Below are 23,701 nucleotides of genomic sequence, written 5' to 3'. Positions count from 1 at the left end.
CGTGCTGTAATACCCCTGTAAGCGGACGGGGCTCTCTCACTGATTACTTAGTCCCGAAGATCCGGTCGCCGGCGTCGCCCAGGCCGGGGACAATATAGGCGTGGTCGTCCAGCTTCTCGTCCACACCCGCCACGTAGATATCCACGTCGGGGTGGTCGCGCATAATGCACTCAATCCCCTCGGGGGCGGCCAGCACGTTCATCAGCTTGATGTGCTTGCAGCCGTAGCCCTTGATAAAGGTGATGGCGGCGGAGGCGGAGCCGCCGGTGGCCAGCATGGGGTCCAGGATGATGACGTCCCGCTCGGCAATGTCGGCAGGCATCTTGCAGTAGTATTCCACCGGCTTGTGGGTCTCCGGGTCCCGGTACAGCCCGATGTGGCCCACCTTGGCGGAGGGAATCATCTTAATAATGCCGTCCACCATGCCCAGGCCCGCCCGGAGAATGGGGACCACAGCCAGCTTCTTGCCCGCCAGCGTCTTAAAGGTGCCAGTGGTAATGGGGGTTTTGACCTCCACATCCGCCAGGGGCAGGTCCCGGGTGGCCTCATAGCACTCCAGGGCGGCGATCTCCGAGATAATCTCCCGGAACTCCTTAACCCCGGTACGCTCGTCCCGGAGGATGGTCAGCTTGTGCTGAAGCAGCGGGTGGTCCAGAATGTGTACCTTTTCGTTATACATGGCAATGCTCCCCTTCTATTGTAAATTTTGTTCCCGTTCCAGCCGCTCCCGTTCCGCCTGAGACAGCCGGTGGTAGACTGGAACCAGCGCCCCGCCCGGCACCAGCCCGCCGGCGGCAATCACCGTCTCCGCCGCCCGGGCCACTCCCCAGGCGCTTTGCAGCCGCAGGTGGACGGGGGCCAGGGTCATGCCGGAAACTTGGCTGTTCAGGCTATTATAGCACAGCTGGGCCCCGTCGCCAACCACTATTTTTTCCTCCGGGAAGTTTTTCAGCTCCTCCCCCAGCTCCTCCAGGGAGATGGCCCGGTCAGGAGCGCGCCGCTCCAGTTCCTCTCCCCTGGCAAAAAACAGGGCGTTGTATACCTGCCTGCGCCGGGCGTCCATGGCACAGACAATCAGCTTCCCCTGCAAATGGGCCAGGGGCCAGGCCATAGACTCCAGCGTGGAGCAGGGGGCACAGGGCTTTTCCTGCGCCCAGGCCAGCCCCTTGGCCGTGGCCACTCCAATGCGCAGGCCGGTGAAGGACCCGGGCCCGGCGGCCACAGCGATCACATCCACCTTCTCCAGGCTCTCCCCGCAGTTTTTCAGCAGGTCGTGGACCATGGGCAGCAGGGTGCGGCTGTGGGTCAGACCGCTGCTCTGAAAGGACTGGGCCACCAGTGCGCCATCCCGGCACAGGGCAGCGGAACAGGCCGTTGCAGAGGACTCCAGGGCTAAAATATTCACAGGTCCACCCCCTCAATGGTAATCACACGCTGGCTGTGAGACTCCCCCCGGCAAATCCTGACCGGAATCACATCCTCCAGGGCGTCGGCCACGTTCTCACTCCACTCCACCGCGCACACACCCCCTCGGGCCAGGTATTCCTCCCAGCCGATATCAAAGAGCTCGTCAGAGGAGCCCAGACGGTACATATCAAAGTGGAACAGAGGCAGACGGCCCCCTTCATACTCGTTGACAATGGTAAAGGTAGGGCTGGTAACCCGGTCCACAATCCCCAATCCCTGGGCCAGTCCCCGGGTGAAGGCGGTCTTGCCCGCGCCCAGGTCCCCGGTGAAGGCAATGACCGCCCCGGGCTCCAGCCGTTCCCCCAGACGCGCCCCCAGGGCCTCCGTCTCCTCTGCGCTGTTGGTGATATATTCCACCGCCGCTCCCCCGTTCACAGAAAATTTTCAGCTTCTTAAATATTATAGCACAGATGGGGTTTGCCTTTCCACCAAAATGTGATAAAATGTATAGGCTTATTTTTACACAGCCGCAAGTACGAAACAGACCTGCGGAGAGGAAAGAGGTGACGCTGTGTCATTTTTATCCATGCTCTTCTCCCCCATCAAGGAGTTTTTTAAAAAAGGCGACGTCATCCTGCTTGGGTTGTGCCTGGCGGCCAGTATTTTTGGCCTGGCCCTCGTCTTTTCCGCGACCCAATATTTGGGCGAGGGCCGCTGGATGCGCTTTGTCCTGGTCCAGTTCGCCGCCATCGTACTGGGGGTGCTGGCCTATATGCTGCTCACCTTTGTGGATTTTCAGCTCTTCGTAGAAAAGCGGTGGAAGCTGCTGCTAATCTTTAATGTGGTCTTCCTCCTCCTCCTCCTAACCCCTCTGGGGGAGGACTACGATTCGGGTAACCTGAACTGGCTGGTCATCTCCCGGATCATCCCTAAATTTCCCATGGACATCCAGCCCAACGAGATCGTCAAGATCTCCTTCATCCTGCTGCTGGCCCTCCAAATCGTCAAAATCCAGGACCGGGAGCTGGACATCAGCTCGATCCCCTCCGTCCTTCAGATTGGTGGACACACGGTGTTCATGCTGGGGCTGATTGCGGTGATCTGTGGCGACTTTGGTATGTGCGTGATTTATATGATGATCTTCGTCGCTATGGCCTGGGCCGCCGGGGTCAAGCTGCGGTGGTTTGTGCTGGTAGGAGGCGGACTTGTCCTTACGGCGGTGATCCTGTGGCTGTTCTTCCTCCCCGAGACCAGGTGGTGGAACGACTACCGCATTATGCGCTTCCGGGTCGTGTTCGACCACAGCCTGGACCCCAGCGGCTGGGGCTGGCAGCAGGGCCGCGCCATCCTGGCCATCGGCTCCGGGCAGCTGTTCGGACAGGGCTATCTCCAGGGAATCCAGACCCAGGCCGGCAGAAGCGACGCCCTCCCCGCCCGGCACACCGACTTTATCTACGCCGTGTGCGGCGAGGAGCTGGGCATGGTGGGCTGTCTGGTCCTGCTGCTTCTCCTCTCTCTTATCGTCCTGCGGTGTATCTGGGTGGGCCGGCACGCCAACTCCCCCTTCCACGCCTACGTCTGCATGGGCATGGCGGGGATGCTCCTGAGTCAGATCACCTTTAATGTGGGTATGTGCCTCTACATCCTGCCTGTTATGGGCCTGACCCTCCCCTTCATCAGCTACGGCGGATCGTCCATTATAACCCTCTTTGCCGCTATGGGCATTGTCTCCAGTGTCAAGGCCCGCCCCCTTCCAAGCTGGCTGAGAGACCGAAGTCCGGTATAATTCAAATGCGCATAACGAAACCCCCGCCGTCAGGCGGGGGTTTTGCACGTTGCTTATTCGTTGGCGGGCACGTGGATCACGCCCATGGGGCATTCCTTCACGCACAGCTGGCAGCCAACGCACTTCTCCTGGTCGATTTTGGCCAGGAAGTTCTCCACGGTAATGGCCTCCTTGGGGCAGGCCTTGGCGCACTTCATACAGCCGATACAGCCGGCAGTGCAGGCTTTCCGGGTGTCGGCGCCCTTGTCCTTGTTCTGGCACAGGACCACAGGCTTACGCTTGTGCTCGGGCACAATGGAGATAACGGCGTTGGGACAGACGGCGGCACAAGCTCCGCAGCCGGTACACTTGGTACGGTCCACCTTGGCGATGCCGTCCACAATGTGAATGGCGTCGAAGGCGCAGGCCCGGGTACAGTCGCCGTAGCCCAGGCAGCCGAACTTGCACATACCGTCGCCGCCGTAGAGCCCCTTCACGGCCTGGCAGCTCTGGATGCCCTGGAACTCGTACTTCTTGCCCGTCTTATCGCAGGTGCCGGAGCAGGCCACCACGGCCTTCATGGGGACGGAAGCGCCCGCCTCCACGCCCATGATCTCCGCCACCTTGGCGGCGCAGGCGGCCCCGCCGGGGGTACACTTGTTAACGGCGTTGCCCTCCTCCACGATGCTCTTAGCGTAGTCGGCACAGCCGGCACAGCCGCAGGCTCCGCAGTTGGCTCCCGCCAGCACAGCGGTGATCTTCTCGACCCGCTCGTCCACGGGGACATACATGAAGATGGAGGCGGCCACCAGGATCACCGCGCCGATGAGACCGATGACGGTAACCACAATGATTGCCATTAAAATTGGATTCATACTACACTCCCCCTCCTATCAAGCCTTGAAGATGGCGTCCACGATACCACCGAAGCCCATAAAGGACAGGGAGGTAACGGCGGCGGCCACCAGGGTGATGGGCAGGCCCTCGAAGCACTTGGGGGTAACAGCCTGCTCAACCCGCCGGCGCACGCCGGAGAAGAGCACCATAGCCACCAGGAAGCCAATGCCCGCGCCGGCGGCGCAGACGATGGACTCCAGGAAGTCGTAGCCGTTGTCCAGATTCAGGATGGTCACGCCCAGGATGGTGCAGTTGGTGGTGATCAGGGGCAGGTAGACGCCCAGCGCCTTATACAGCGCGGGAATGAACTTCTTCAAAAAGTTCTCCAGCAGCTGGACCAGAATGGCGATAATCAGGATAAAGACGATGGTCTGAAGATAGCCCATGTCCCGGGGGGTGTTCTCCATTCCCTCGGGCACCAGAATCAGCCTGTAGATGGGCCAGGTGGCGGCGGTGGCCATGACCATAACGAAGGTGACGGCCAGAGACATACCTACGGCGCTGTCCAGCTTTTTGGACACCCCCAGGAAGGGACAGATACCCAGGAATTTGGCCAGGACGTAGTTGTCCACCAAAATCATGGTAAAGAAGATGGCAGCAAGTTTCACCATTACGCGTTACCTCCTTCCGCAGCGGCGGCAGCCTTCTTGGGCCGGCTGGTCAGCCAAGTGGCCCCGGCCATCAGAATGCCGAAGACGAAGAATCCGCCGGGGGCGCTGGTCATCAGTGAGAAGGTGTCGATGGACTCAGGGATGACGCGGATGGCAAAGTCGGATCCCAGAGAGGGAATCAGACCGCCTAGACCGGACATCCAGGTGCCTGCACCCAGGATCTCACGGATGGAGCCCATGATGGTCAGGGTGATGGTAAAGCCGATGCCCATACCAATGCCGTCCAGGGCGGAGTCCACCACGCTGTTCTTGGAGGCGAACATCTCGGCCCGGCCCAGGATAATGCAGTTGACCACGATCAGGGGCAGATACACGCCCAGTGCCTTGTCCAGGTCGGGCACATAGGCCTTGACGATCATCTGCACCACCGACACGAAGCCGGCAATGACGGTAATGTAACAGGGGATGCGCACCTGGTCGGGGATAATCTTCCGCAGGGCGGAAATCACGATATTGGAGCACAGCAGCACGAAGGTGGCAGCCAGCCCCATGCCGATGCCGTTGGAGGCCATGGTGGTGACGGCCAGAGTGGGACAGGTGCCCAGGACAAGCCGCAGAACCGGGTTCTCATTGAGAATGCCGTTGGTTAAAATTTTCATTTTACTGTTTTCACTCATCTTGACTCACCTGCCTTTCAAGGATTAACGGCGTTATACGCCTCAATCGCGGAGCTGACCGCCTTGGCCAGCGCACGGCTGGAGATGGTGGCGCCGCTCTCTGCATCGATGGTGCCGCCGTCCTTATTGATCTTCAGCTCTGTGGCGGGCTGGCCCTGGTAACGCTCCCAGTAGGAGGGGGTTCCGGCAACCTTGCTGCCGATGCCCTGGGTCTCGCCCTGCTCGGTCACTTTAATCTGCTTGATGGTCTTCTCCGGTGTGAAGGCCACCATAACGGTCATGGTGCCACCGTAGCCCTTGGCGGTGCTGGTGATGACATAGCCGGTGTCGTTATTGGCCTTAAACACGGCAGTGACATTTTCCACCGCCACATCGGTGATTTCGGTGAAGTCGTCGGCCTCGGGGAGAAGCTCAGAGCGGGCGGCCTTCTCCGCAGCCGCCTTGGCCTCGGCAATAATGGGGGCGGTGGCGCTGTTGGTGGCGGCCAGGGCCCCGGTGATGACGATGCAGATGACGCACAGCACCACGATGGGCTTAAAAACCCTATTCCAATTGCTCATTTCGCCGCCTCCTTTTTCTTCTTGGCAATGCCCAGCTTATCCTGCCGGGTCAGCGCGTCGATGTAGGGCGTGACCAGGTTCATCAGCAGAATGGCAAAGGATACGCCCTCGTTCATGGTGCCGAACTTGCGGATCATCATGGTGACCAGGCCCAGGAAAATACCGGCAATCAGCTTGCCCTTGTCGGTGGTGGGGGAGGTGACATAGTCGGTCGCCATGAAGAAGGCGCCCAGCATCAGACCGCCGGACAGCAGCTGCACAATGGGGTCCATGCCAAAGCACAGGGACAGCACGGCCACGGTAGCCAGATAAGTAACGGGGATCATGGGGCTGATGACCTTGGTGGCAATGAGGTAGATGCCGCCGATGAGAATGGTAATGGCGCAGGTCTCGCCCAGCACGCCGCCGTGGGTCCCCAGCAGCAGGGTCACATAGTTGGCGGAGCCCAGCTCACCGGAGACGGCCAGCGGAGTGGCGGAGGCCAAAGCGTCCACGCCCTGAAGGGGGTAGCTGGCCATTCGGCTGGCGAAGCCCACCGCCAGAGCGATACGGCCCACAATGGCCGGGTTGGCGAAGTTGAAGCCCAGGCCGCCGAAGAGCTGCTTGATGATGACAATGGCGATGAACGCGCCCACAATGGCCATCCAGGGGGGCAGGGTGGCGGGCAGGTTAAAGGCCAGCAGCAGGCCGGTGACCACGGCGGACAGGTCGGCAATGGGGACCTCCCGGCCCATCAGCTTGCAGTAGGCCCACTCAAAGAAGACGCAGGCCGCCACTGTAACGGCAGTGAGGATCAGAGAACTGACCCCAAAAATGATGATCGAGGCAACCAGAGTGGGGACCAGCGCCAGGCACACCCGGCCCATGATCTTCTGGGTGCTGTCCGCGCTGGTAATGTGGGGCGCGGCAGTGACAATCAGCTTGTTACCCATTACTTCTTACCTCCATTCTTCATCATAATCTTGGCCAGGGCGATGGAGGGCGCCAGAGGCCGCTTGGCCGGACAGACAAAGGAGCAGGTGCCACAGCTCATGCACAGGTCGGCGTTGAGCTCGATGAGCAGCTCCACATTGCCGTCGTTGTAGGCCTGCACGATCTCCTTGGCGGACAGACCCAGGGGACAGGCGTTGGTACACCGACCGCAGTGGATACAGTTGGTGGCCTTGGGGATCTGGGCCATCTTCTTGGAGAAGGCCAGCACGGCGTTGTTGTTCTTCAAAATAGGCTGGGACAGGTCGGCGATACAGTTGCCCATCATGGGGCCGCCGTAGAGCACCTTGCCCGGCTCCTCGGTAAAGCCGCCGCAGAAGTCCATCAGCTCCTGCACGGGGGTACCGATGATGACCTCCACGTTCTTGGGCTCCTTAATCACGTCGCCGTCTACTGTGAGACGCTTGGTGGTCAGGGGCATCCCGGTCTTTAAGTACTTGCCCACAAAGGCCACTGAGGTGACATTCATCACCACCACGCCCACGTCGGAGGGCAGGCCGGGGAATGGGACCTCGCGGCCGGTACAGTTCTCAATGAGGACCTTTTCAGCGCCCTGGGGGTAGCGGCAGGGCAGCTCCTTCACCTCCACGCCGGCGGTGGCCACCGACTTCATCTTGGCAATGGCCTCGGGTTTGTTGGCCTCAATCCCGATGATGCACTTGGGGATCTCCAAATACTTCATCACCGCCTGGATGCCGTCCAGGATAAACTGGGTGTCCTCCAGGAAACAGCGGTTGTCCGAGGTGATATAGGGCTCACACTCGGCGCCGTTGATGACCAGAGTGTCGATCTCGTCCAGGTTCTTGGGGGCAAGCTTCACCGCCGTGGGGAAGCCGGCGCCGCCCAGACCCACCAGACCGCTGGCCCGGACGGCGTCCTGGAAGGACTTGAGATCAGTGACGGTGGGGGGCGCCACCGCAGGGTCCACCGTCTGCTTGCCATCGGGAATAATGACCACTGCCGTTTGAGGAGCGCCATTGGGGGCGGTGATGGTGATGATGCCGTCCACCGTGCCGGACACGCCGGAGTGGATGTCGCAGGAGACAAAGCCCCCCGCCTTGCCCACCACAGTGCCCACGCAGACCTGATCGCCCTTCTTCACCTGGGGAGCGGCGGGGGCGCCGATGTGCTGGCCCATAGACAGCACAATCTTGGAGGGCAGCGGCATCTTTACGGTCTCCTGATTGGAAGTCCGCTTTTCGTGGGGGACCTGCGCACCCTGCGCAGATCGTTTGAGAAATTTGCTCATGTAAGTTTTCGACCTCCCTAATAACTTGCTGGGATACCACAGGAACAGCATTCTGCTTTGCCCTCTCCAGTTGCTGTATCTGCGGCTGCCGCGTCCGGCGGGGCCGGACCCACGACAAAACCCGCCGGTCTCTCCCTCTGCTGTTTCCGAAACCGTCGGTCTTGCTGCGTAAGCCTTATGATACACCAGCTTTGGGGAAATTGCAAGATATTTTGGGGGGCTTGTCCCCATTCCCGGCAAATTTTTTCTCTCAATCCCCTGCCTGCCAGGAGAAAGAACGCCAAGCCCCAGGGGGAAGGTGCATGGAGCTTGGGCAGGCGGACTTTCTCCCGTTTTCAGACGAAAAGGCGCGGAGAAATCCTCCGCGCCCTTCCGGTTTCCGCTGTCTCAGCAGCCGCAGCCGTTATTGCAGCCGCAGCCGTTGTTGCAGCCGCAGTTATTGTTGCAGCAGCAGTTATTGTTGCCGCAGCCGCCGCAGCTGAACAGAATGATGATCAGCAGGATGATCCACAGGCAGCTGTTGCCGCCCCAACTGTTATTGCAGCACCCCATTTTGAGTACCTCCTGGTTTTATGAATTTTAAGAGGGCTGTCTGCCGCTCTCATTTCCATCATATGGCCCAGGAGGGAAATGGGTGACCTCCGTTATAAAATTTTCTCGCAGAAGACCCGGAGCATGGTGGCCATCTCCGCCCGGGAGGCCCCCCGCTGGGGATCGGCGTACCGCACCCCGCCCCGGTCCACGCCGCTGAGGATGCCCTGACCTACCGCCCAGGACATGGCCTCCCGGCTCCAGGCGCTGATGCTGGCATAGTCCCCGTAGCCTGACAGATCGCTCCCGGGGGCCATCTCCTTCCCCAGATAGCGGGCGGCATAGTTATAGAGCATGAGCACTGTCTGCTCCCGGGTGATCTCTCCGCCGGGGGTAAAGGCTCCGCCCCCTGTCCCCGAGGCAATACCCTGGCTGGCGCCCCAGACCACGGCGTTGGTGAACCAGCTGCCGTTTGGCACGTCGGTAAAGGAGTTTTCCGCTGCCGGAGCCGGATTGCCCGCCAGACTGTGGAGCACCACCATCAGCATGGCCCGGTTCATGGAGGAACCAGGAGAAAAATGGTTGGCGTCTACTCCAGAGAAGAGCTTGCGCTGGTAGGCGTAATTCACCGGCTCGTAAAACCAATCCCCCTGACTCACATCAAAGAAGGGGGTGTACTGCTCTTTGCCTCCGGTCAGGCTGTAGCTGCCCTGTACCCCAATCGCGGCCTGGCCGGAGCGTACGGTAAGCGCAACCCGGGTCTCCTCCCCCACAACGTACCGGTGGTTGGCCTCCAGCCGCCCCCCGAAGGGGATCTCCGTGCCCGCTGTGACATCCACCACCGCACCGGTGTGGGTCAGATCCGCAGAGCCGTCCATGGGTACAAAACAGCTGCCGGTGGAGAGGGTGATGATCTGTCCATCCGACCAGATACTCCGCTCCAGTGTATTGCTGAACAGCCCGGCAGTAGGATCGGAGGCGCCGCCCAGAAGGGCGTCCAGCTGCTGCTTCGCGCTGGCATAGGTCTCCTCCAGGGCCTGACCGGCGGCCTCCCCCTCGGTCTGGACCGCTTTGGGAATAAAGGTGTCCTGTAAGTAGCGCAGGCCGACCAGCCCATCCTCCGAAGCCGCCGCATAGGCCGCCCCCGCCAGCAGCGAAATGGCGGCAATCAGCCCCAGGGGGCGCAAAAATTTGTTCATAGGTCCTCCTCCGGGTCCTCCCGCTGGGAGATCATGTAGCTCAGCGCCAGGAGGCTGTCGGAAAAGTGGACAGACTCCACCACCACATCCTCCTGGGAACAGGTGATCTCATAGTTGGTAAAATTCCAAATGCCCTTGACGCCGGCACTGACCAGCCGGTCCCCCATCTGCTGGGCGGCGGCGATGGGAACGGTAAGCATCCCTACGTCCACCTTATGTTGAGCAATAAAGTCCTCCAGCTGGTCGGCGTGGTAGACCGGAATCCCGGCGATTGCAGTGCCTACCACCGCAGGGCTGATATCGAAGGCGGCCAGCAGCTGAAAGCCGTTGCTGGAGAAGCGAAAGTTTTGGATGATGGCCCGACCTAAATTGCCCGTGCCCAGTATGACCAGGGTGTGGCCCCGGCTGATGCCCAGAATTTCGCCGATCTCCTCCTTCAAAAGCTCCACCTTATAGCCGTAGCCCTGCTGTCCAAATTCCCCGAAGCAGAACAGGTCCTGGCGAATTTGGGAGGCCGTCAGCCCCATGGACTTGCCCAAGGCGCTGGAGGAGATGCGCACCACCCCTGCCTCCTGGAGCTCCGCCAGTTGGCGGTAGTAGCGGGGAAGACGGCGAATGACCGCTGTGGAGACCTTTGTGTTTCGTTTCATGGATACGCTCCGTTTCCTGCTTTGCTTCCTAGTTTACTCTATCCCGCCCCGGCTGTCAAATTTTTTTGTGGAAAAGCCCCACCGCAGACTTCGGTGGGGCTGTGTGTTTCCTATTTATGGAAGCAGACCGGTGAAAATGTCCTCCAGCGCAATGTCCAGATCGTCATAGAGGCTGCACTGAAAATGAGTGGCTACCTGGGCCCGCTCCTGTTCCGTCATCTTTTCCAATACAAAATCCGGATAAATGGAGTACACCCGGTGGAACACCAGGTCGTTCTCCCTGGACAGATAGATCTCCACAGACCGGTCTGCCGGATTGACAATCCAGTACTCCCGTACGCCGCACCGGGCATAGACCTCCTTCTTATAGCCCCGGTCCCGGTTGGCCGTGCTGGGGGACAGCACCTCCACCACCAGGTCGGGAGCGCCGTGGACGCCGTCGGCCTTGATCTTGTCCCGGTCACAGACCACCATCACATCGGGGACAAAGCAGTCCGTTTCCGTCAGATGCAGGTCGGTGCCGTCGGCAATGGCTGTACAGCGCTTGCCCCGCAAATAGTTCTCGAACAAATGGGCAATGCGGAAGGCAACCCGATTGTGGTTAAACATAGGCCGGGGCGACATGGCAACCACTTCCCCGTGAATCAGCTCCTCTCGGATCTCCTCCTGATAGGCCAGATTGTCGTTCATCCATTTTTCCTCCCTCTGTCTGTAAAATCTGGCTTGATTATATCATAGTTTGGCCTCCAACGCAAGAAAATACCTGCTCTAAGCGCTCTGTCTCACATCATTTTTACAATCTCCTTCTTCAGCCGGGCGATGATCCGCTTCTCCAGCCGGGAGATGTAGGACTGGGAGATGCCCAGCTGGTCGGCCACCTCCTTCTGGGTACACTCCCGCCGCCCGTCCAGACCGAAGCGGAGGGTTATAATATGCCGCTCCCGGTCGTCCAGCCGCTCCATGGCCTGGCGCAGGAGTTGGCGGTCCACGTCCGCCTCCAGGGGCTGCACCACCAGATCCTCGTCGGTGCCCAGGATGTCGGAGAGGAGCAGTTCGTTGCCGTCCCAGTCGGTGTTCAGCGGCTCGTCAAAGGACAGCTCCGTCTTCTGGTTGGCGGTCTTACGCAGGTACATCAGGATTTCGTTCTCAATGCACCGGCTGGCGTAGGTGGCCAGCTTAATGGCCTTGGCGGGCTGGTAGGTGCCCACTGCCTTGATAAGCCCGATGGTGCCGATGGAGATCAGGTCCTCAATATGGATGCCCGTGTTCTCAAACCGGCGGGCGATGTAGGCCACCAGACGCAGGTTGTGCTCAATGAGCTGATTCCGGGCCTCTGGATCCCCTTCCTCCAGGCGGGCGATGAGGGCAGCCTCCTCCTCCCGCTTCAGGGGGGCGGGAAGGGTGTCGCTGCCCCCGATGTACATCACCTTTCCCGGTTGAAGCAGCCCCAGACGGGCCAGGAAGCCCAGCAGCTGGTCCCTTACCTCTATGTAAACTTTGTTCAAGATAACCACCTCATTATTCTTTCAAAAGCCTGACATTCCGTCCAGGGACCCGATCAGCGCCTGATAGCCGCCCCCGTCAGACACCGGCGTGGGGGACAGCGCCACCAGCACGGGACCTCTGCCCTTGCCGTTCACCTCCACCCCATCCGTCCGGACGGCCAGCAGCAGGCCCCGGTCCACTCCCACAGTGCGATAGGGCAGCAGGCGGAAACGGGAGCGCCACTCCCCAGTGCCCAGGCGAGTCAGGCCGGCGGCGGGGTCCCGAAGGTCGGATGGGTTGGGACGGTGGTCCATGGGAAAGAGGGAGGCGGTCCGCTCTCCCTCCGCCACCAGCACCGGAGCGCCGTTCACCGGGTCGGTGAGGGTATTTCCCGTGTCCACCAGAGCGGTCAGGGAGACAGCCCGGTCACCCAGGCGCACCCTGATCCTGGCCAGCTCCCCCGCCGTCCCGGTATGCTGGGCCAGCCGCTGGAACACTAGGGTCAGCACACCGTAGCACACCGCCGCCGACAACAGCACGATTTTCAGGTCCAGGGCGGAGTAAAACACACCCCGGCCCAGGCTCAGCCCCGTGCCGCCCATAAGGCCGATGGCCACCACGCCGCCCCCGAAGGCGCAGGTCAGAGCAAGGAACAAAATCCCCTGTCGCAGCAGGCGGCGGCTGCCCCCGTAGGCGGTGAGGAGCATCAGAGCGGCGGAGGCCAGCCGGCACAGGGGATGGCTGAGAAAGTCGAGCCCTGGCAGGAAGATGGCCACCGCGTACAGCCCGCCCAGGGCCGCCCCCAGGGCAAACCGCCAGCGTCGCAGAGGCTCCCCTGCCAGCCGGGCGGCGGCAAGGAGCAGCAGATAGTCCACAAGGGCGTTGAGGAGAAATAGTGTATCAATGTAGATGACGGTCACAGCGCTCCCCCCCTCCTGGCACGTCCTATTATAAGAGCTTGACCGGAAAAAAGAGGTCTAATCGTTGATAGGGCTTTGTGGCGGATTTTGGAATGGCCCCTTGACGGGGACATATCATCGTGTTATAATATCGTCAGACGATATTTAGGGGCGATGATTGGAGAGGAGGTCCGGCTATGGCGGGACGGGAAAAGGGTCCGCTGACTGAGCCCATGTACTATGTGCTCATGTCCTTCCTGCGCCGGGAGCGGTGCGGCACCGAGATCACCGGATTTGTGGAAGAAAAGACCCAGGGCCGGGTCAAGCTGGGGCCGGGGACCCTCTACACCCTGCTGGCCAAGTTCCAGGAAGAGGGACTTATCGCCGAGACCGGCGTGGACGGCCGCAAGCGGACCTACCGCATTACAGATAAGGGGCTGGCAGTCTTCCAGGAGGAGTTGGAGCGGCTGCGCGCCTGTGTGACAGACGGAGAGGAGGAACGGCAATGAGCAAAACGGTTTGGCGTGTGACCCCGGTAAACGGATATGACATCCCCGGCCTGGAGGGCTGGCTGGAGCGGCAGGCGGCAAAGGGACTGCTCTTTTCCATGACGGCGGGGCCCTTGACCCTGTTTTCCCGGGGCGAGCCCGCCGCCCTCCGCTTCCACCTGGAGCCAGCCCCCAACAAGCCCGACCGGCTGGACCCGGAACTGAACGCCCTCTATGAGCAGGCGGGCTGGCGGTATCTGGGTCTGTTCCGCAGCAGCTTCGCGGTATTTGCCTCGGAACAGCTGGACGCCCAGGCCCACACCGACCCGGAGGTCTGGGACTACGCCCTGCGCCGTTTCTTCCGCCGGAAGCTGCTGGCCGGGCTTGGGCTGCTGGCGCTGAATTTTGTTTTCCTCTCCCTGTACTGGGGGTGCAGCTTCTCCTGGTCCGAGCTGCGGTGGTTTCCCGTAACACTGCTGAGCCGCCAGCCGGTGATTGCCGCCGCTCTGTCCATCCTCGGCCTGGCGCTGACCGACCTGTCCTGGCTGCTGGGGCTGGCCGCTCTGGTCCGGTACCGGAGGGCCCAGAAGTCCTCCGGACACAGCCGCGGTGGCGCTCTGCTGGCGGCGGGGACCCTGATTCTGCTTTTGGTGCTGACAGAGACCCTCTGGCCCATCACCGGCCTGAACCCCCAGCTCCATCCTGCCGACGACTTTGTGACCCTGGCCGACCTGGAGGGGGACGGGCCGGATGTTCAGGTCAATAGCCAAACCCGGGACTATTACAATTGCGGCTACAACTGCGCCACACTGTTTTTGCCGGAGCGCTGGTCCTTCTGGCAGACCGCCAGACACCGGTGGGTCAACGGCGCCGCCGACCCCACCGTCCCCGCCCTGAAGCTGCAAATCTACCGCTATCCCCTGCCCCTTCTGGCGGGGCAGATGGTCCAGGAGCAGAGCCGCATCCATCACAACGGCGGGACCTATGAGGCGTGCGGCCTGTCCCAGAGACTGGACCAGGTCCTTCTCTCTCTGGACCGGCCTGACCCGGAGAGTGCCTCCCTCCCCACCGCCCGGCTGATCCTCCGCCAGGGGCGGACTGTTCTTCTGGCGGAGTACCGGGGAGACCAGGACCTGCTCCAGTTCCTCCCCCGGTTTGCCCAAGTGATGCGCTCCCTGTAAACTGCCCGCCCTTTGAAAGGAGGTTTTTCCATGAAGAGGAACAAGCTGGTGAAAAAGCCCCTGCCCTGCTCTATTTTTGATATCCAGGGGCTACAGGATTGGCTGGACGGGATGGCCCTCCAGGGGCTGTTTCTGGAGCGGCTGTCCTACCACAACGACCGGGCCTTTTTCCGGCGGGGGGAGCCCCGGCCGGTGCGCTACCGGCTGGACCCGGTGGGAGAACATTGGAACGACGTGGAGCGCAAGGAGAACTACGCCCAGATGGGCTGGGAATTTGTGGACGCCATCCCCCGGACCTTCTACCTTTTCTCCTGTGACGACCCTGAGGTCCCGGAGCTCCACTCCGACCCCGCAACCCTGTCCTACGCCCTGAAAACACTGGTGCGGCGGCAGCGGCAAGACAATATGCTCCTGGTGCTGGCCCCCACGACTCTGCTGGCCTTCTTGCTCCTTGCCAACTGGAACGAGTTCTGCGCCAATCTCCTTCTGTGGGAGCATCCCTTTCAGCCTCTGGTCATCCTGTTCCTGGTGGGGCTGCTTCTGGCGCTGGCCGTCTATGGTATGTACCAGGTTATCCGGCTGAACAAGCTGCGCCGCACCCTGGACGACGGCCTCCCCCTCCAGGCGGGACGGCGGCACTGGCGGCCCAATCTGCCCTATCTGGCCATCTTTCTGCCCGTTACGCTTCTAATCAATCTGCTGAGCAGCCTGGCCATGAATTATGTCGCCATGGAGTTTCTGGACCTGGACCTGTCTGCCCTCTCCCACCCCTGGCCCGGTCTGGCTCAGATGGAGACGGCCCCCCTCCCGGCGCTGCGGCCCGAGCACTACAGCTATATGACCGTCAACCGCTCCCCCGCCGTCCCCGTTCAGGAGCACTACACCGACCGGGGCGCTGGCTTCGGCAAGCCTCTTTTAAAGGTGTGGTACTATCAGGCCGCCTCCCCCTCCGCCGCCCGGCGGCTGTACCATCTGAAGCGAAAGGAGCTGGAGAAGGACCTCAAACACTACAACGACACCTCCAACAGCTCCGAGTCCATCACCGGCCTGACCCCCTTCGTCCCCATGGAGTACCCCGGGCTGGACGTGCTGGAGACCGCCTCCTACCGGTACTCCGGCCTGGACGGCTGGGCCCTCGCCCTGCGGCGGGGAAATGACGTGCTGCTGGTCCGCTGCGCCGGCTCCGCCCCCCTGGAGCGGGGACTGGCCCTGCTGCTGGACGCCCTGGGAGAGGAGGAAGTCCTATGACCGAAAAACACTGGCTGCCCTGCTCCCGCTATGACATTCAGGGCTTACAGAGCTGGCTGGACGAGATGGCCCTTCAGGGGAAGTTCTTCCAGCGCTTCTCCCGGCTCATCGAGTCCGCCCAGTTTGTGACAGACACCCCCTGCCTGGTGCGCTACCGGCTGGACCCGGTGGGCAAGGGTAAACAAGAGGACCTTCCGGACCTTTACGCCCAGATGGGCTGGGCGCTTGTGGACACCCTGCCCCGGATGTATTGTGTCTACTCCTGCCAGGACCCGGACGCCCCGGAGCTCCACTCCGACCCCGCAACCCTGGCCTACGCGCTGAACAGCACCATCCAGCAGCAGACGCGTTTCTGGACCGCCATGACGGCGGCCTCCATCCTGTTTCTGGGCGGGGTCTTCTCTCTGATTGGGAAACGGCTGCTGGAGGAGCTGATTTTGATGGAACAGCCCCGCGACCTGTTCCAATTTGCTTTTTCACTGGCGGTTTTCGTCATCGTCACCATCCGGCCCATTCGGGAAATCCGGCAGCTGGTCAAGGTCCGCCGCACCCTGGCCCCCAAGGCGGGGCGGCGGTGGAACCGGGCCAGAGACCTGAAGGTCTACTTCTGCATCACGGTCCCTCTGCTTCTGGTGCTCTATTTCGCCATTCCCAGCTACCGGCCCCAGGTCTGCGGTCTGGGGGAGGCCCCTCTTTCCCACACCTGGCCCACTCTGGCCCAGCTGGAGGCGGCCGGTCCCCGCCCCCTGGAGGAGGAGCCGGAGGTGGACGGCTATTTGAAGCGCAGTCACTCCTGGCTGGTCCCGGTGCAGGAGTTCCAATCTATGGACTGGAGCCGGACTGTTCGCACAGATCCGGGAGAACTGATTGAGATTCCCCGCCCCTATCCCCTCCAGGTGTATATTCAGTACGACCGGGCCCGCTCCCCGGGAACCGCCCGGCTGGTGTATCAGCTCCGCCGAGACCGGGAGGTGCGGCAGCTGAACGCGGTCCTGTCCTACGACAATCCCCTCAGCCGGGTCTCCGACTTGCAGCCCTTCCAGACCCGGGAGTACCCCGGCCTGGACGCCCTGGAGACGGTCCGTTTCCGCCGGGGCGGCCAGGAGCGCTGGCTGTTCACCGCCCTGCGGGGGAACGACATTCTGGTGGTGGAATATGCCGGCCCCACCGCGCTGGAGAACTGCCTGCCCCTGTTTTTGGAGGCTCTGGGAAAGGAGAATTAAATGTTCTGGAAATATTGGATAACCACTCCGGTGTCCCTGTACGACATTCCGGGGCTAGAGCACTGGCTGGAGGAGCAGGCCAACGCCGGTCTGTTCCCCATCCAGGTCACCGGCGACTTTACCCGCTTCCGCCGGGATGAACACGCCCCCGGAACCCGCTTCCGGCTGGAGGTATCCAACGGGCGGGAACTGGCGGAGCCGGAGCGGCTGGAGCTGTACTGCCAGTCGGGCTGGGAGTACGCGGGCAGGGTTGGCAAGGTCTATTTCCTCTTCTACACCGCCGACCCCCGGGCCCCGGAGCTCCACACCGACCCGGTGACCCGTGGCATCTCCCTGGAGTGGCTGACGGGGCGGGTTCAGCGCGCCCGAAAAAAGCAGCGTATTTTGCATTTCCTCATTTTGGGCCTGTTTATTCTGGCCGGAGTTCTGCTCTGGCGCATGGACCCACGCCGTATCCCCCTATTCCTCTTCGACCTGACCGGAACACCGCTGATTTTTCTGCTTCTCGGCTTCCTGTTTTGGCGGGATGAGGAGCGGGATTGTCACCTGCTGCTGGACCTCCAGCGCTCCCTGGAACTGGGTGTGACCCCCAAGACCCGCCCCCGGCCCCGGTGGAGTCTGCACGCCATCCCCTTCTGGATCACCATTCCGCTGGCCGGGCTTGCCGTTGTTCTGTGGACTGGACAGCTGTTCGGCCTGTACGACTTGCCGCCCAACGCCCCGCTGGAACACTTCTCCCGGCCATACATCCACCTTCAGGATCTGGAGTCGGAGCCCCTGGTCACCTATAAGGAGCTGTTTGGCGAACCGCCCAGAAAACACTCCGGCAGCAGTTGGGGGCAGAACATCGTAACCCGCAAGTTCTCCTTCCTCTCCCCCAGCTATTACACGGTGGAACAGTCCCTGCTCAGTCCGGTGGACCTGGAGTCAAAACAGGGCTACTCCCCGTCTGGTGAACCGGAGTACGTCTACTCCCCCGACCTGGAGGCGGTCTACTTCCACCTGCTCGTCCCCCCGCTGGCCCGCACCATCGCCATGTCCCAGCTGGCCCAATTGGAGCTGATGAATCTGCGCTGGAGCTATGAGGAGCTGTCCCATCCCGAGCTGGACTTTGTGGTAGTGGCCCGGGCGGAGAATCACCCGGAGTGGCAGATGGCCGCCGCGGGCCGGGACGGCCACGTGGTGGCGCTGCTCTATGGAGGACGGGAAAACCTGACGGACCACCTGGACATGCTGGCGGCGGCGCTGAAGTAGAAAGGAGACCTTCCTGTGAAACGTGTCTATCAAATCACCCTGGTATCCCTGTACGACGTCCGGGGTGTGGAGAGCTGGCTGGAGGATATGGCCCTGCGAGGGCTGGCCTTAAAGCGCATCCGGCCTCTGTTTTCCACCTTTGAGGAGGGACCGGCCCGGAAGACCCGCTACCGTGCGGAGCCCTGCCGCCTGTCCTGGGGTGCGGAACCGCCCCAGGCAATGCTGGACCTGTACCGGGACTTCGGCTGGGACTGTGTCTGCCAGACCAACAGTGAGCTGCTCATCTTCTCAACCCAGGACCCGAACGCCCCGGAGCCCCACTCCGACCCGGCGCTCCAGAGTCAGCTCTGGAAAAAGCTGTATAAAGCCCAGCGGCGGAGCTTCCTGAGCCAGCTGGCCGCTCTGTTCGGTCTGCTTTGGTTGCTGTCCATGGTCCTGCTGGCCGAACATATGCCCGTCCACACCTTTCTCACCACTATTGCCCTGCTGATTGTGCTTGAGATGGTCCTGATGATCTTTCTGCTGGCCGCTTCCTGGGCCGATGTGGAGCGGCTGGCCCTTCTGGTCCGCCAGCTGGAACAGAACATCCCCCTGGAGCATCATGCGGTCTACCTCCCCCGCCGGTGGGGACCGGCACTGTTCTACCTGCTCTTTTTTCTCCTTCTCATGGGGATATTTTTCAGCAACATCATCCTGCCCTTCTCCAGGGATTGGCTCCAGCCCCTGGACGCCCTCACCGCCTTTCCCAGGCTGACCCTGGAGTCGCTGGAGGGTGAGAACTACCACCCCAGGACCCTCCAGGAGAGAGGACGGGATTACGCCAACTTCTGCGACCGGGAGCGCTACCCCCTCTGTCCGGAGTACTGGCGGGTTGTCCAGTCCGACCGCATTGAGCCGGAAAACTGGACCCGTCTGGAGCTTGAGTGGTACCGTCTGCCTGGCTGGCTGTCCTTCCTGGCCGCGCCGCTGGCAAAGGAACAGCTGGAGGTCCACATGGGGCTGGACCAGGATATCTGGTGGAGTTCCGGCGAAAACGCCGCCTGGACGGTGGACTACATCCCCTGGGACGGCGTGGACTTCCTGGCCGTGGCCCGCTCGGAGGTGGGCGGCTTTCAGCTGGCCGCCGCATCGGCGGGGAAACGGGCGGTCACCATCCGCTATACCGGCGGCGGAAATCTGGCGGAACACCTGGAGGAAATCGCGGCGATGGTGAGATAGCGAAAGGCGCGGCCAATGGCCGCGCCTAAATATTTAAAATATCTTCCGCCTCTTCCCTGGTATAGCAGCCGTTGAGCACCGCCAGCAGGGCGTTGGCCGACATATGCTCCGGCAGCTCCAGCCGCCTCAGCAGCTCCTGGCGCTTCCGGGCGCTGTCCGCTCCCCCGGAGAGCCCGGCGGCAAACAGGTCCCCCTTGGTCAGCGCCGGCCTCCGCCGCGCCGCCCAAGCATCCCCCTCCAAAAAGGTGGCCCCCGCCCGGCGCAGGACCTTTTCCAGCACCTCCGGGGGCATCCCCTCAACCCCCAGTTTGCCCTCCTTCCCCCGCCGGCGCTTGCGGCGCTCCTTGCCATAGACGTCGGGGATGTAGGCGTGCTTCAAAAATTGGCCCGGGATGACCCCCTTGATCCGGTTTCGGATGACAAAGCCCGCCCCGTCGGAATCGGTGAGCACCACCAGCCCTCGCCGGCGGGCCGCCCGCTCCAGCAGGGCCATCTGTTCCGGGTCCTTGAAAATCTGAAAGCCCCCCGTCTCCAAAATCAGGGTATCCACCACCTGGGACAAGGTGTTTTTGTCGTACCGGCCCTCTACCACAATGGCCTCTCGAATACGCAGCATAGCGGCCCCCTCACCTGGTATTGGCCAGCTCCAGCAGCAGGGCGGTAAGCAGCTCCTGGTCGTCCTGGCCGCTGGATTTCATGGCCATCTCCGTCCTGGCGCAGGCCAGCACCGCCTGGCGGCACCAGGGCAGGGACAGCCGGCGGGCGCTGTTCATCAGCTGATTGGCCGGGTAATTCATCCCCCACAGCCGCGCCACGTAGTCGGCCCCCTTCCCGCTGCTCTGGGCCAGCTGGGCGGAGTAGAACTGGCGCATCTGCTTGCCTAGGGCCCCCATGATCTCCTGGGGCTTCTTCTGCATCTGGTACAGCTCCCCCAGGATGGAGGCCGCCCTGTCATAGTTCTTCTCTCCAATGGCGTCTGCAATTTTGAAGACCACCGCGCTGAGCTGGGGGGTTGCCACCGCCTCCACGTCCGCCCAGGTGATGGAGGGTCCCTTGGCGTAGGCCCCGATTTTCTCGATCTCCTGCCCCAGTTTCTGCATCAGGTCGCCGCACAGAAAGATGAGCTCGCCGCACAGACGGGGCTCAATCTCCTTGCCCAGCGCCCGGAAATGGGCCCGAATCCACTTCACCAGCTGGCCCTGGTCCTGCCGGGCAAAGTTGACCTCGGTCCCCGCCTTCTTCACCGCCCCCGCCAGCTTGGTCCGGGCGTCCGGCTTGTACTCGATAAGGTCATACAGGAACACCAGGCAGCAGTACTCCGGCAGGTGGGACAGAATGCGGACGTACTCCTCCCGGTCGCGCTCCCCCGCCTTGAACAAATCAAAGTCGGTGACCTGCACATAGGTCCGCTCCGCCATCATGGGCAGGCAGTCCACCGCCTCCCCCAGGGCGTGGGGGGACATGTCTTTGGCCCCCAGGTCGTGGCGGTTGAACTCCCCCAGGCCGCCGGTGAGCACCGCCTCCTGGAGCTTGCGCAGGTAGCTGTCCCGCAGATAGGTCTCCTCCCCGTGGAAGATGTACAGCTGTCCCGGCTTCCCCTGGGTCAGGTCCTTTTTCAGCTGGTCAAATCCGGCGGTATCCGGCTTTTTCTTCGGCGGCATCGCTGCTCCTCCTTTATGTGTCTTCCTCTCGTTCCCGTTTCTTCTTTTCTTTTATAAAAGACATAGAGCCCCTTAGCGAATGCGCAGCATGAGCTTAGGGGCTCTTAGTGCCGCGAAGCGGTAAGGAAGCGAAAGAAAATTTTTGAAAAAACTTCGTTTTTTTCTTATCCCTTCAGCTTCACCTCTATGGTGCCATAGAGGTCGGTGCGATATATTTTGGCCCCCGCCTCGTCCAGGCGGAGCAGGGCCTCCCCGTCCGGGTGGCCGTACCGGTTGCCCGCCCCCACCGAGATCAGGGCAAACTCCGGCTTAACCCGCTCCAGCAGCTCCCGGGTACTGGAGGTGGCGGAGCCGTGGTGTCCCGCCACCAGCACCTCAATGTCGGGCAGGTCCGCCCTCTGCACCAGGCGGTGTTCCCCCTCCGCCTCCATATCGCCGGTGATGAGGACGTCCGCCTCTCCCGCCGCGGCCAGCACCGTCAGCCCCAGCTCATTGGCCGTCCCTTCCTCCAGCACGGGCGGGAGAAGGGTTATTTGACAGTCTTCCCCGCTGTCAACGGTCCTCTCCCCTCGGATGAAGGATACGGGTATCTCCCGCGCCTGGGCCGCAGCTAAAATCTCCGCCCGCAGCGGGCTGTCCGCCTCCACATCGGGCAGAGCGATTTCCCGGACCGAAATCCGCTCCAGCAGCTGTCCAATCCCGTTGGCGTGGTCGGCGTGGTAGTGGGACACCACCAGCAGGTCAATCCCGCCCAGCCCCAGGGACTGGAGGTAGTCGGCGGTCGTCTTCCCGGGTCCCTCCCGGCTGTCGCCGCCGCAGTCTACCAGGGTCAGGAAGACCCCTGTGCGCACCAGAACGCTCTGCCCCTGGCCCACGTCCAACACCGTGACTCCCAAGTCGCCCCAGAAAAAGGCGGCCCGGGTCAGGGCGATTGCCGCCCCCAGCGCTACAGCTCCGGCGGCAACGGGCATCCACACCGGACGCCGCCCCTTCATCCGCACCGAGACCAGCAGCAGGGCGTACACCAGCACCAGCCAGGCCCGGCAGTAGATGGAGTTCAGGGACAGGGCCGCCAGATCAGATCCGGCCAGCAGCGCCACAACCCACTGGAGGTAGCGGGCCAGGGCGGTAAAGGGAATCGCCAGGACCGCCGCCCCCGCCAGCCAAAGGTTGGCCAGTACTCCCACCGCCATGCCCCCCAGAAACAGGTAGCCAATGGCCCACAGGGTGAGCAGGTTGGACAGGGGCGCAATGAGGGACACCATATTAAAATGGAGGGCCACCAGGGGCACAGTGAGCACCGAGGCCCCCAGGGTTGCGGACAGGTTAGAGACCGCAAACCGCGGTCCTGCCCGCAGCAGCCTCTGCCGCCAGCTTTTGGGCTTCCCCAGCCGGTCCATGTGGAAGCGCCTCAGAAGACCGTCTTGAATCCGGTCCGACACCAGCAAAATCCCCGCTACCGCCGCGAAGGACAGCTGGAGCCCCACGTGGGCGGCGGCAAAGGGATTGGCCGCCAGTAGCAGGAGCAGGGCCAGCGCCAGGGCGGTGGGGCCGTCCCGCTCCCGGCACAGCAGAGGGGCCAGCTGGAGCATCACAATCATCACCGCCGCCCGGAGCACCGAAGGGGTGTTGCCCGCAATCCCGCAGAACAGCGCAGCCCACAGAATGGTCAGCACGGCGGTGCTCCGCTTTCCCCGCCCCAGCAGCCGGGTCAGAACGCCGGACAGGTAGGCCAGGTGCATCCCGGACACCGCCACCGTGTGGCTCAGCCCGGTGCGCTCCAGGGAGGTGGTAAACTCGTCGGTAAGGCTGTCCCGGTTGCCCGTCACCAGGGCCTTCACAAAGCCGGAGACGTCCTCTGGAAAGGCGGCGTCAATGCCGCGCTTCAACGCCCGGGCAGCCCAGGCGGCATAGCAGCGGGGCGGTATCCGCTTCGGGCGCTCCACCTCCAGCCGTCCGTAGGCGGTGGCCCGGAGGAATATGCCCTTGGCGGTGTAGTAGGTGATCTTCTCCCCGGCAAAGGTGCGGTCCCCCAGGGTACAGTGGGCAATGGTCTCGATTTGATCTCCGGGCCGCAGGTCCGCCCCTTGCTGGTCGGTGTAGAGAATGGCGGACAGCGTAACCCCGCCCTCCGTCTCCGCCCGCACCAAAACGGTACAGCCGCCGTAGCTCCCCTCCTGGGGCCAGTCGGACACAGTGGCCCTCAGACGGACCGTTCGGTTGTCCAGCGCCTGGGCGGGCCGGAAAAAAATCACCATGTAGACCGCCGTCCACATAAATCCTGCCGCCAAACCGAATAACATCAACAGGACCCGGGTGCGGCGGTGACCTTTTTTTCGCAGCAGAATCCCCAACACTGCCGCCGCCAGGGCCAGCCCGCCGCCCAGAGGGAGCAGAAAGGCGTCCAGCTGTCCGTAGACGGCGCAGAACACGGCGGCGGCAAAGGAGAAGGCGAAGGTAGCCAGGATACGCAACTGCCCAACCCTCTTTCCGCTTTTCTTCAAGGTT

The 23,701-nt window shown here is 62.2% G+C and carries 25 protein-coding genes; 7 read left to right on the top strand and 18 right to left on the bottom strand.

Translation table 11 applies throughout. The annotated features are described in order from the left end of the window. Positions 1-43: 43 nt before the first annotated feature. From upp to tsaE, 3 genes are read right to left on the bottom strand one after another with little or no spacing between them, the layout of a single operon-like run. Complete coding sequence (gene upp, locus D1646_RS05150) at positions 44-679, bottom strand: uracil phosphoribosyltransferase (RefSeq protein WP_160635427.1); 636 nt, start codon at positions 677-679, stop codon at positions 44-46. 15 nt (positions 680-694) lie between these two features. Beyond that, positions 695-1,405, bottom strand: coding sequence for a tRNA (adenosine(37)-N6)-threonylcarbamoyltransferase complex dimerization subunit type 1 TsaB (gene tsaB, locus D1646_RS05145; protein ID WP_160635426.1), 711 nt, complete (start codon positions 1,403-1,405; stop codon positions 695-697). Beyond that, positions 1,402-1,824: a tRNA (adenosine(37)-N6)-threonylcarbamoyltransferase complex ATPase subunit type 1 TsaE gene (gene tsaE, locus D1646_RS05140; protein WP_160635425.1), complete on the bottom strand. Its 423-nt coding sequence runs from the start codon at positions 1,822-1,824 to the stop codon at positions 1,402-1,404. Before tsaE ends, tsaB begins: the two co-directional genes overlap by 4 nt. Before the next feature lie 154 nt (positions 1,825-1,978). Here tsaE and D1646_RS05135 point away from each other — a divergent pair, with 154 nt between their 5' ends. Next, a complete protein-coding gene (locus tag D1646_RS05135) occupies positions 1,979-3,193 on the top strand; it encodes an FtsW/RodA/SpoVE family cell cycle protein (protein WP_347565134.1) in 1,215 nt (404 codons plus the stop codon). Positions 3,194-3,246: 53 nt separating this feature from the next. Here D1646_RS05135 and D1646_RS05130 read toward each other — a convergent pair whose 3' ends face one another. The 12 genes from D1646_RS05130 to D1646_RS05080 form a co-directional block, all read right to left on the bottom strand. Then, on the bottom strand, positions 3,247-4,047 hold the full coding sequence (locus D1646_RS05130; RefSeq protein ID WP_160635424.1) for an RnfABCDGE type electron transport complex subunit B: 801 nt from the start codon (positions 4,045-4,047) through the stop codon (positions 3,247-3,249). An 18-nt stretch (positions 4,048-4,065) separates the two neighbouring features. After that, positions 4,066-4,680, bottom strand: a complete 615-nt coding sequence (locus D1646_RS05125) for an RnfABCDGE type electron transport complex subunit A (protein ID WP_160635423.1) — start codon at positions 4,678-4,680, stop codon at positions 4,066-4,068. Next, positions 4,680-5,357 carry an electron transport complex subunit E gene (locus tag D1646_RS05120; protein WP_160635422.1) on the bottom strand — a complete coding sequence of 226 codons (678 nt, stop codon included), beginning with the start codon at positions 5,355-5,357 and terminating at the stop codon, positions 4,680-4,682. Before D1646_RS05120 ends, D1646_RS05125 begins: the two co-directional genes overlap by 1 nt. Before the next feature lie 17 nt (positions 5,358-5,374). Further along, the gene (locus D1646_RS05115; protein ID WP_160635421.1) at positions 5,375-5,917 is read right to left on the bottom strand and encodes an RnfABCDGE type electron transport complex subunit G; all 543 of its coding nucleotides are present in this window, start codon (positions 5,915-5,917) and stop codon (positions 5,375-5,377) included. Beyond that, positions 5,914-6,849: an RnfABCDGE type electron transport complex subunit D gene (locus D1646_RS05110; protein WP_160635420.1), complete on the bottom strand. Its 936-nt coding sequence runs from the start codon at positions 6,847-6,849 to the stop codon at positions 5,914-5,916. Before D1646_RS05110 ends, D1646_RS05115 begins: the two co-directional genes overlap by 4 nt. Next, positions 6,849-8,156, bottom strand: a complete 1,308-nt coding sequence (gene rsxC / locus D1646_RS05105) for an electron transport complex subunit RsxC (protein WP_160635419.1) — start codon at positions 8,154-8,156, stop codon at positions 6,849-6,851. Before rsxC ends, D1646_RS05110 begins: the two co-directional genes overlap by 1 nt. Positions 8,157-8,543: 387 nt before the next feature. Continuing rightward, a complete protein-coding gene (locus D1646_RS22625; RefSeq protein WP_201754555.1) occupies positions 8,544-8,708 on the bottom strand; it encodes a hypothetical protein in 165 nt (54 codons plus the stop codon). A gap of 92 nt (positions 8,709-8,800) precedes the next feature. After that, a complete protein-coding gene (locus D1646_RS05100) occupies positions 8,801-9,886 on the bottom strand; it encodes an S-layer homology domain-containing protein (protein ID WP_160635418.1) in 1,086 nt (361 codons plus the stop codon). Beyond that, positions 9,883-10,536: a redox-sensing transcriptional repressor Rex gene (locus D1646_RS05095; RefSeq protein ID WP_160635417.1), complete on the bottom strand. Its 654-nt coding sequence runs from the start codon at positions 10,534-10,536 to the stop codon at positions 9,883-9,885. Before D1646_RS05095 ends, D1646_RS05100 begins: the two co-directional genes overlap by 4 nt. 114 nt (positions 10,537-10,650) lie before the next feature. Next, complete coding sequence (locus D1646_RS05090) at positions 10,651-11,226, bottom strand: Uma2 family endonuclease (protein WP_160635416.1); 576 nt, start codon at positions 11,224-11,226, stop codon at positions 10,651-10,653. Positions 11,227-11,318: 92 nt separating this feature from the next. Further along, the gene (sigE, locus tag D1646_RS05085; protein ID WP_201754554.1) at positions 11,319-12,041 is read right to left on the bottom strand and encodes an RNA polymerase sporulation sigma factor SigE; all 723 of its coding nucleotides are present in this window, start codon (positions 12,039-12,041) and stop codon (positions 11,319-11,321) included. Between the two features lie 21 nt (positions 12,042-12,062). Further along, the gene (locus D1646_RS05080) at positions 12,063-12,941 is read right to left on the bottom strand and encodes a sigma-E processing peptidase SpoIIGA (RefSeq protein ID WP_160635415.1); all 879 of its coding nucleotides are present in this window, start codon (positions 12,939-12,941) and stop codon (positions 12,063-12,065) included. Between the two features lie 176 nt (positions 12,942-13,117). On the opposite strand from D1646_RS05080, the gene D1646_RS05075 reads away from it, so the two are divergent. The 6 genes from D1646_RS05075 to D1646_RS05050 are packed head-to-tail and all read left to right on the top strand — an operon-like array spanning position 13,118 to position 19,532. After that, positions 13,118-13,429: a PadR family transcriptional regulator gene (locus tag D1646_RS05075; RefSeq protein ID WP_160635414.1), complete on the top strand. Its 312-nt coding sequence runs from the start codon at positions 13,118-13,120 to the stop codon at positions 13,427-13,429. Then, positions 13,426-14,589, top strand: a complete 1,164-nt coding sequence (locus tag D1646_RS05070) for a DUF2812 domain-containing protein (RefSeq protein ID WP_160635413.1) — start codon at positions 13,426-13,428, stop codon at positions 14,587-14,589. The genes D1646_RS05075 and D1646_RS05070 overlap by 4 nt, the downstream gene beginning before the upstream one ends. Positions 14,590-14,619: 30 nt before the next feature. Continuing rightward, on the top strand, positions 14,620-15,837 hold the full coding sequence (locus tag D1646_RS05065; protein WP_160635412.1) for a DUF2812 domain-containing protein: 1,218 nt from the start codon (positions 14,620-14,622) through the stop codon (positions 15,835-15,837). Beyond that, positions 15,834-17,060 (top strand): DUF2812 domain-containing protein, encoded by a 1,227-nt coding sequence (locus D1646_RS05060; protein ID WP_160635411.1) that lies wholly within the window; start codon positions 15,834-15,836, stop codon positions 17,058-17,060. Before D1646_RS05065 ends, D1646_RS05060 begins: the two co-directional genes overlap by 4 nt. After that, positions 17,061-18,314, top strand: a complete 1,254-nt coding sequence (locus D1646_RS05055) for a DUF2812 domain-containing protein (protein ID WP_160635410.1) — start codon at positions 17,061-17,063, stop codon at positions 18,312-18,314. It begins immediately after the preceding gene. A 15-nt stretch (positions 18,315-18,329) separates the two neighbouring features. Then, a complete protein-coding gene (locus tag D1646_RS05050) occupies positions 18,330-19,532 on the top strand; it encodes a DUF2812 domain-containing protein (RefSeq protein WP_160635409.1) in 1,203 nt (400 codons plus the stop codon). A gap of 25 nt (positions 19,533-19,557) precedes the next feature. Here the strand turns inward: D1646_RS05050 and D1646_RS05045 are convergent, their stop codons facing one another. The 3 genes from D1646_RS05045 to D1646_RS05035 all read right to left on the bottom strand — a co-directional run bounded on the left by D1646_RS05045 (position 19,558) and on the right by D1646_RS05035 (position 23,667). Next, the gene (locus D1646_RS05045) at positions 19,558-20,148 is read right to left on the bottom strand and encodes a DUF4093 domain-containing protein (protein ID WP_160635408.1); all 591 of its coding nucleotides are present in this window, start codon (positions 20,146-20,148) and stop codon (positions 19,558-19,560) included. A gap of 10 nt (positions 20,149-20,158) precedes the next feature. After that, positions 20,159-21,193 (bottom strand): DNA polymerase III subunit delta, encoded by a 1,035-nt coding sequence (gene holA, locus D1646_RS05040; protein ID WP_160635407.1) that lies wholly within the window; start codon positions 21,191-21,193, stop codon positions 20,159-20,161. A gap of 164 nt (positions 21,194-21,357) precedes the next feature. After that, positions 21,358-23,667 (bottom strand): DNA internalization-related competence protein ComEC/Rec2, encoded by a 2,310-nt coding sequence (locus D1646_RS05035; protein WP_160635406.1) that lies wholly within the window; start codon positions 23,665-23,667, stop codon positions 21,358-21,360. Between the last annotated feature and the right edge of the window lie 34 nt (positions 23,668-23,701).

It is taken from the genome of Pseudoflavonifractor sp. 60, from assembly GCF_009911645.1.
Lineage (GTDB): Bacteria > Bacillota > Clostridia > Oscillospirales > Oscillospiraceae > Lawsonibacter.
The sequence above is the reverse complement of the archived record's forward strand: the minus strand, read 5'-3'. Positions and strand labels throughout refer to the sequence as shown.